Consider the following 6,835-nt stretch of genomic DNA (forward strand, 5'->3'; position numbering starts at 1 on the left):
ATTTAACCAATATAAAATATCACTGTGGATTATATTTTCTTCATTTTCTTCAGAATTAATATTTTTAGATAATCTAACTGTATTAGATAATCTCACACTACGTCTTTGATCTAAATAACAAACACCACCAATTCTATTGAATATTTCTTGATATTGAAGATTTGTATTTACTGCTTGCGATGCACGTCCTCTTGCACCTAGAACTCTGACAGCGTTCGGCTGAGGATATTCATACTGATATCTGCTATTACTATTTGGGTTGAAATTGGGAAAAGTCCAAACTACTTCAACAGGATTGTTGAGAGGTGGCTGATCTGCCTTTGACAAATCAAAATGTTGTGGCAAATTTAGTGAAGAATAAACATCGTTGATTGCCCCAGCTTCATCTTTCTCAATGGAGTAGTTGAATATAATTTTAGCTATATTACCTCTGCCTCTCACTAATTGCTGAACGTTATACTGTAAAGCATCTCTTAGGGATGGATTCCCTGGATTTTCAAAAACTTTCACTACCAGATGAATTGCATCTAAAATAGAAGTTTTTCCTGAGCTATTTGGTCCAACAATTAAGGTGATTGGTCTGGGGCGACCAAGATAATCTGTCAAATCTAAAGAGATTTTACCAATAGCGCGAAAGTTCTCTATATACAGAGAGTGTAACTTCATAAAACTGTAAAAGGTAACTCTTATAGTATAGTAATATGATAAGTAGGGCTGAGATGCAAACGACTCTCAATTAAAAGATAAGTTTATTCTGATACTGGAACTGCCCTCAAACCAACCTAACTGTCTAGATAAAGGTTCCTCCTCCAAATTAGCACAGCGATCGCACCCCGAGCAAAGATCCCCTCCTTACATCCGCTGGTGAAGTCGGGGATCTCAACCCCTCAATAAAGTAAAATTATCTCCACACCCCGCATCTATCACCCTCATAACCCTATGCTTTGCGATTACCTAGTACAAATTCTCACCGCCCGCGTCTACGATGTAGCCCAAGAATCCCCCCTGGAATACGCCCCCAACCTCTCCACCCGTCTCAATAACAAACTCCTCCTCAAACGAGAAGATATGCAGTCTGTCTTCTCCTTCAAATTGCGGGGTGCGTACAATAAAATGGCGCAATTGTCGCCAGATTTGCTAGCCCAAGGTGTCATTGCGGCATCTGCGGGAAATCATGCCCAAGGTGTTGCTCTCGGTGCTAAAAAATTAGGAACAAAAGCCATCATTGTGATGCCGATTACTACCCCCCAAGTTAAAATCGATGCGGTGAAAGCACGGGGAGGAGAGGTAATATTGCATGGTGATACTTATGATGATGCTTATGCTTTTGCTCGTCAATTAGAAGCGGAAAAAGGGTTAACATTTATTCATCCATTTGATGACCCCCATGTGATCGCGGGACAGGGGACAATTGGGATGGAAATTTTGCGCCAATACCAGCAACCAATCCATGCTATTTTTGTGGCAATTGGTGGTGGTGGATTGATTTCGGGAATTGGGGCGTATGTGAAAAGATTGCGTCCGGAAATTAAAATTATTGGCGTTGAACCTGTGGATGCTGATGCTATGAATCAATCCCTGAAAGCAGGGAAACGGGTGCGTTTGTCTCAGGTGGGATTATTTGCAGATGGGGTAGCAGTGCGGGAAGTGGGGGAAGAAACTTTTCGTCTTTGTCAGGAATATGTGGATGAAATTATTTTAGTGGATACTGATGCCACTTGTGCGGCAATTAAAGATGTATTTGAAGATACCCGCTCCATTTTAGAACCTGCCGGGGCATTGGCAATCGCCGCTGCGAAAGCTTATGTGGAACGAGAACAAATTACCGGAGAAACTTTAGTTGCGGTTGCTTGCGGTGCGAATATGAATTTCGATCGCCTCCGGTTTGTGGCTGAAAGGGCAGAATTTGGCGAACGTCGGGAGGCAATTTTTGCGGTAACTATTCCGGAACAACCTGGCAGTTTGCGGAAGTTTTGTGACTGTTTGGGCAAACGGAATATGACTGAATTTAGTTATCGGATTGCTGATGAAAAAGAAGCCCATATTTTTATCGGCGTGCAAATTCAGAACCGGGCTGATGCTGTCAAATTAGCTGAAACTTTTGAAAGTTGCGGGTTTAAAACTTTAGATTTAACCGATGACGAATTAACTAAATTACATTTGCGCCACATGGTTGGCGGACGTTCGACTCTTGCCCAGCACGAATTATTTTACCGCTTTGAATTTCCGGAACGTCCAGGTGCGTTGATGAAATTTGTGGGTTGTATGAGTCCAAATTGGAATATTAGTGTATTTCACTATCGGAATAATGGGGCTGATTATGGGCGAATTGTGGTGGGAATTCAGGTTCCTCCTGATGAGATGAAAGAGTGGGAGGCGTTTTTGGATAGTTTGGGTTATCGGTATTGGGATGAGAGTAATAATTTAGCTTATAAGTTGTTTTTGGGGTAGAGTTTGTAGTAGGCACTTCAGTGCCCCAAAAGCCTGTACAGTAAGCACTAAAGTGCTTTACTACGAACCTTCTTTTTAGTTAGGGCGATCGCGAAAAAGATACAATGCACGAAAATTGCTATACTAAACAATAGTTGCATAATTATAATGGGTAATGAAGTCTAGCAAAGGAAATGCCCAATCGTGACACTCCAGGAAGAAGTAATTCATGAGATTGAGCAAGCATCAGATGATGTACTTCATGTGCTATTAAGTTTTTTGCGTCAGACGCGGTTGTCTAATTCTGAGCCTTCTTTGTTGATAGATTTGGCTGAGATTTCGAGTGCTGAATTTACAGGGGAAAAGCATTATCCTCTGCGCGGGATGCCCTTGGTGATTCCCGAGGATTTTGATGCGCCGATGTCAGATTTATGGGATGCGCTGGGCACATGATTTTACTCGATACGCATATTTGGCTTTGGCTGTTACACGATCCGAGTCATTTGTCTGTGGCAGCAAATCGTGCGATTGAGGCTGAGGAAAGCCAAAGCGGTTTACTGGTTTCTGCCATTTCAGTTTGGGAAGTTGCCGTGAAATCGAGTCTGGGTAAGCTGACTTTGCCCTTGCCAATTGCACAGTGGTACGCGATGGCAAAAACTCATTCGGGTACACTAATTGAGCCGCTGAATCCGTTGGATGCAATTGGCAGTACACAACTTCCAGGAGAGTTTCATAAAGATCCAGCAGATCGCATTTTAGTAGCGATCGCGCGGCGGTATGATATTTCGTTGGTTACTTGTGATGAGAAGATTCTGAGCTATCCTCACGTTGAAACGATTTGGTAGTTGCGGGCGATCGCACTTTCGTTTTTTAGTTAGTGCGATGTGCTTGCTTGTTTGAGCGAGAGCGATCGCACTTTGGTTTTTCTGGTGGGGATCACTGCTTGCAGCAGCGCTTCGCTATCGCGCCAAACATACCATGCCCAAAATTTGCTATAGTAAAGATTATAAAAAAATTAACTAACACTAAAGGCTGAGGTTAAAGTCGTGACAATAACTTCACAAGAAACGGATCTAGAGATTCAACAATTCCCCATTATTATGGGAGAGGGAGGATCGATTACTATTCCCCAGTTATTACAAGATTCCCTCAATGTTAATCGGGGAGATATGCTGGTGCTACTCCAAATAGGTAATATGATTGTCCTTGCTCCCAAACAACCTCAAGTTCCCCAGCTAATCGATCGGATTGGAACTATTATGGAAAATGAAAATGTGGGTTTGACTGATTTATTGGCGGGTTTAGAAGCGGAAAGAGAGGCGATTTGGCAGGAGAAACAGTCTTGATGCGTAGGATATTCGCAGACGAAGAGCGTGTTAATTGCCGGATGTCGATCGCGAAACTACAACCGTTTAAGCAACTCATCATACTCTGTATGTGCGCCAATCCAAAACCAGTAAATGCGATCGTTCTCTAGTAAGCCAAGAGATCGGTAATTTAGTCCAACACGAACTGAATAAATAGGTTGACGCTGACTAACTCGTTTAAACTGAAGGCTGTTGTGATATGGATCTGAACTCCAAAGGGCGTATGCTTTGGCTGCTTGCTCTTGAACCGATACAGGAAGCTGCTCAAGTTTCTTGCGAAATGCGTTAGTAACACTTGATTTCATGGCGAGTGAGGAAAAACATCCACCAGAGGGATAATATCGCCAGCAGCAATTTCCTGACGTACTATCTCAGCTAGACTATCCCACTGAGCGTCTGTTGTAGCTTCAAATTGAGCCTTCCACACCTGTTCATCACTGATATCTTCTTCCGCCATGAGAATGCGGATTAATTCTCGTTTATCGAGCGTAGACAGTTGTCTAATTGTAGGGAGTAATTCTGTTAGTGTCATCGGTTGTTTTCCTACGATGCTTCTATGTTAACGGTAGCAGGTCAACGTAGTAATTGCAACTTCTAGGGGAGTTTCACAAAGAGTGGCGCGACGGTATGATATTCCTGAAGTTGAACGATTTGGTAGTTGCGGGCGATCGCACTTTGGTTTTTCTGGTGGCGCGATCGCATTCTAGCCCCATACTACATCGCAAATAAATTATCGTAAGCTGATATGGAGCTAAATCGAATAGGTAATCTGGTGGGTGCTTGCAAATGCAAGATTTCCTATTTCCTGCTACCTAGAGTGAAGGAAGAGATTTATGGCTGCCCACTTAACAATCAAATCACCTTGGGTTTGGGTTTCCGAAAATAGGTATAACATTTGAAAATAGTTCCAGCCAACATTGCGCCAACCAGCGAAAATACAGGACTAGGTTCCGGAACTGAAACTGGATTTGATTCAGGAGCTACAGCAACATCTAAATCTAAGTCTAAGCGGACAAATGTACTTGGATTGAAAAATAGTCCCTGACCATTGACGAAGAGTTCGCTTCCGTCAAAAGTGACTCGATTGGGTGTTAAGCCCACAAGCGTGGTTTGTGGGTTTATCGACACACCTTTAATTTGCAAAGCTATGGGCGCACTGAATGTAAACACATCAGTATTCTTGAATCCACTTGCAAATCTCCCAAATCCCGCGTTACTATAATCGAATTCCAGGTAATCTGCACCTGCATCAATTGAAACATTTACAAAAGACTTAGCAAATCCTGGAGGAACACCGACACTTGGATCAAACAAGCTCTCGACGTTAGGGAACTCCACAGTTGATTCACTTACAATCGCAGACGCGGGAAATGAACTTACAAATAGTTGACTTGTTGAGGATAATTGTGCCTCAGCACGATAGCTAAGTGTTGACCCAATCAATGTGACCGCTAAAGCAGATCCACCACTGAAGGCAATCATAGATGCTGCTGATACAAAAAGTGAAACCCCTCTGATCGTCATAGGACATTCCTTTGTGGTATTTTTGATCTTAAACATTGCCAGCAATTATACTTATACAGTTGGCGATCGAGACTATGGGGCGACACCCTTTTCAGCTCTAACAACTACACAGCTATAAATAAACAATTTGGCAAGATGCTTGTTTATGCTTTATGCTAGATGGATCGCAAAAAAATGTAAAGCCAAAAAAGTTGGAAAAAGTTGGATATTTCTAAAATTCAGATGCGAAGCCCAAAAAGGTGGAAAAAGGTGGAAAAAGTTTGCTATAGTAACCATACCTATTTCTCCATCCTACCGATGGACAGTCCTCAGATATTGCAATTTGTCGATGAAGCTGTCTGCGCCAAGACAGGCAAACATCTAAATAACTTGCAGCGGAGGATTATCGGGGGAATACTGAATCGTCAAAAATATGCTGACGTTGCAGAAACTTATGGTTATAGCGCCAAGCACGTTAAAAAGTCTAGTCACGAGCTTTTGCAAATGTTATCTGAGGTGTTTGGTGAAGTCGTTAAGAAAAGTAATCTTGAATCCGTCTTAGAAAGACAGATAAATCATAATATAAATCTTGGTAATAATAATACTTTTAAAGATAGTAACAAAATTAGCTATATTAACAATTGTTCTAATCCCTCCACTCCTACGCCAGATGAAAGCCAGCCGGAAACTCCCGACTTGCAGGAGGAAAGCAAAAATCAAGCTAATATTGAAATAATTTATAAATTACGGCAGTTTGGCTTGAGCGACGAGCAAATTGCAGAAGCGCTACATCTACCTTTAGAGCAGCTTCAGCAGGTGGATGGAGGAGTAAATCTGCTATGCCCCCAAGATCTCCACCCGTCTCAATAACTGATAACTTGCACGCCTTCCAATCAGCCTCGGCGATTTCCAATCGCGGCTACACAAACGTAGGCGTTAGCCTTCCCGAAGGGTAGTCTGCCTGCGCAGACTAACAAAAATCCAGGGTTTCAGAACCCGCTCTCGTCGGGTTTTGTCTGTGTAGCTGCGGTTTCAACCGGCTCTTGAGAAATCCCCGCTGCCATATTTATTATTGATGAAAAATTTCATCAAAGATCGATCGCTTCACCCGAAATCCGATGTGGATCAAACGTTGGTAGAAATCATCTAGGTTGTCGATCGCAATTTGCCCATCTTGTTGCAGTTTTTTCGCGATTGCTAGAGTTCCTTTTACTTTCAAACCTAATCGGCTAGCTTCTCGCCGAGCGGCAAAGTCATCCAAAATGATGTAGTCTGCGTTAAGTTCCAGGGCGAGGGTAATGGCTTCAGATTCACCGCGCCCCAGCCGTTGGTTTAGGGTGTTAGCGAAGAGAATCATCTGAATCGGCTGTGAGTTGAGTTGCTGGGCGGCAAAGATGAGTTGCAGCCCACGGCTGACATCATCCTCTTTAGCGAGAATTTCATCGGCAACTGCTTGAGGGACATAAGATTCACCATGCTGTTTGACACTCCCCGGTCTGAAGACACGGGGATTCTTAAGACCACAATTTGAGTCT

At 42.9% G+C, this 6,835-nt stretch carries 10 protein-coding genes; 5 read left to right on the plus strand and 5 right to left on the minus strand.

The genetic code is table 11. From position 1 onward, the window contains the following. A partial coding sequence (locus NJ959_RS23670; protein WP_254014207.1) for an AAA family ATPase occupies positions 1-666 on the minus strand: 666 nt, incomplete at its 3' end. Positions 667-939: 273 nt separating this feature from the next. Here NJ959_RS23670 and ilvA point away from each other — a divergent pair. The 4 genes from ilvA (at position 940) to NJ959_RS23690 (ending at position 3,776) form a co-directional block, all read left to right on the plus strand. Next, positions 940-2,451, plus strand: a complete 1,512-nt coding sequence (gene ilvA / locus NJ959_RS23675) for a threonine ammonia-lyase, biosynthetic (RefSeq protein ID WP_254014208.1) — start codon at positions 940-942, stop codon at positions 2,449-2,451. A 183-nt stretch (positions 2,452-2,634) separates the two neighbouring features. Continuing rightward, complete coding sequence (locus NJ959_RS23680) at positions 2,635-2,883, plus strand: hypothetical protein (RefSeq protein WP_254014209.1); 249 nt, start codon at positions 2,635-2,637, stop codon at positions 2,881-2,883. Next, positions 2,880-3,275 carry a type II toxin-antitoxin system VapC family toxin gene (locus NJ959_RS23685; RefSeq protein ID WP_254014210.1) on the plus strand — a complete coding sequence of 132 codons (396 nt, stop codon included), beginning with the start codon at positions 2,880-2,882 and terminating at the stop codon, positions 3,273-3,275. Before NJ959_RS23680 ends, NJ959_RS23685 begins: the two co-directional genes overlap by 4 nt. Before the next feature lie 201 nt (positions 3,276-3,476). Beyond that, positions 3,477-3,776, plus strand: a complete 300-nt coding sequence (locus NJ959_RS23690) for an AbrB/MazE/SpoVT family DNA-binding domain-containing protein (RefSeq protein ID WP_254014211.1) — start codon at positions 3,477-3,479, stop codon at positions 3,774-3,776. Between the two features lie 56 nt (positions 3,777-3,832). On the opposite strand, the gene NJ959_RS23695 is transcribed toward NJ959_RS23690, so the two are convergent. The 3 genes from NJ959_RS23695 to NJ959_RS23705 form a co-directional block, all read right to left on the minus strand. Beyond that, positions 3,833-4,102, minus strand: a complete 270-nt coding sequence (locus NJ959_RS23695) for a ParE family toxin-like protein (RefSeq protein ID WP_254014212.1) — start codon at positions 4,100-4,102, stop codon at positions 3,833-3,835. After that, complete coding sequence (locus NJ959_RS23700) at positions 4,099-4,329, minus strand: hypothetical protein (RefSeq protein WP_254014213.1); 231 nt, start codon at positions 4,327-4,329, stop codon at positions 4,099-4,101. The genes NJ959_RS23695 and NJ959_RS23700 overlap by 4 nt, the downstream gene beginning before the upstream one ends. Positions 4,330-4,649: 320 nt before the next feature. Beyond that, the gene (locus NJ959_RS23705) at positions 4,650-5,321 is read right to left on the minus strand and encodes a hypothetical protein (RefSeq protein WP_254014214.1); all 672 of its coding nucleotides are present in this window, start codon (positions 5,319-5,321) and stop codon (positions 4,650-4,652) included. Between the two features lie 297 nt (positions 5,322-5,618). Between NJ959_RS23705 and NJ959_RS23710 the strand changes: the two genes are divergently transcribed. Next, entirely contained in the window at positions 5,619-6,170 is a 552-nt protein-coding gene (locus NJ959_RS23710; protein WP_254014216.1) for a helix-turn-helix domain-containing protein, read from the plus strand. A 199-nt stretch (positions 6,171-6,369) separates the two neighbouring features. Here the strand turns inward: NJ959_RS23710 and NJ959_RS23715 are convergent. Next, positions 6,370-6,835 (minus strand): PIN domain-containing protein (locus NJ959_RS23715; RefSeq protein WP_254014215.1); only part of this gene is annotated, 466 nt, incomplete at its 5' end.

This window comes from Limnofasciculus baicalensis BBK-W-15, assembly GCF_024178385.1.
Lineage (GTDB): Bacteria > Cyanobacteriota > Cyanobacteriia > Cyanobacteriales > Coleofasciculaceae > Limnofasciculus > Limnofasciculus baicalensis.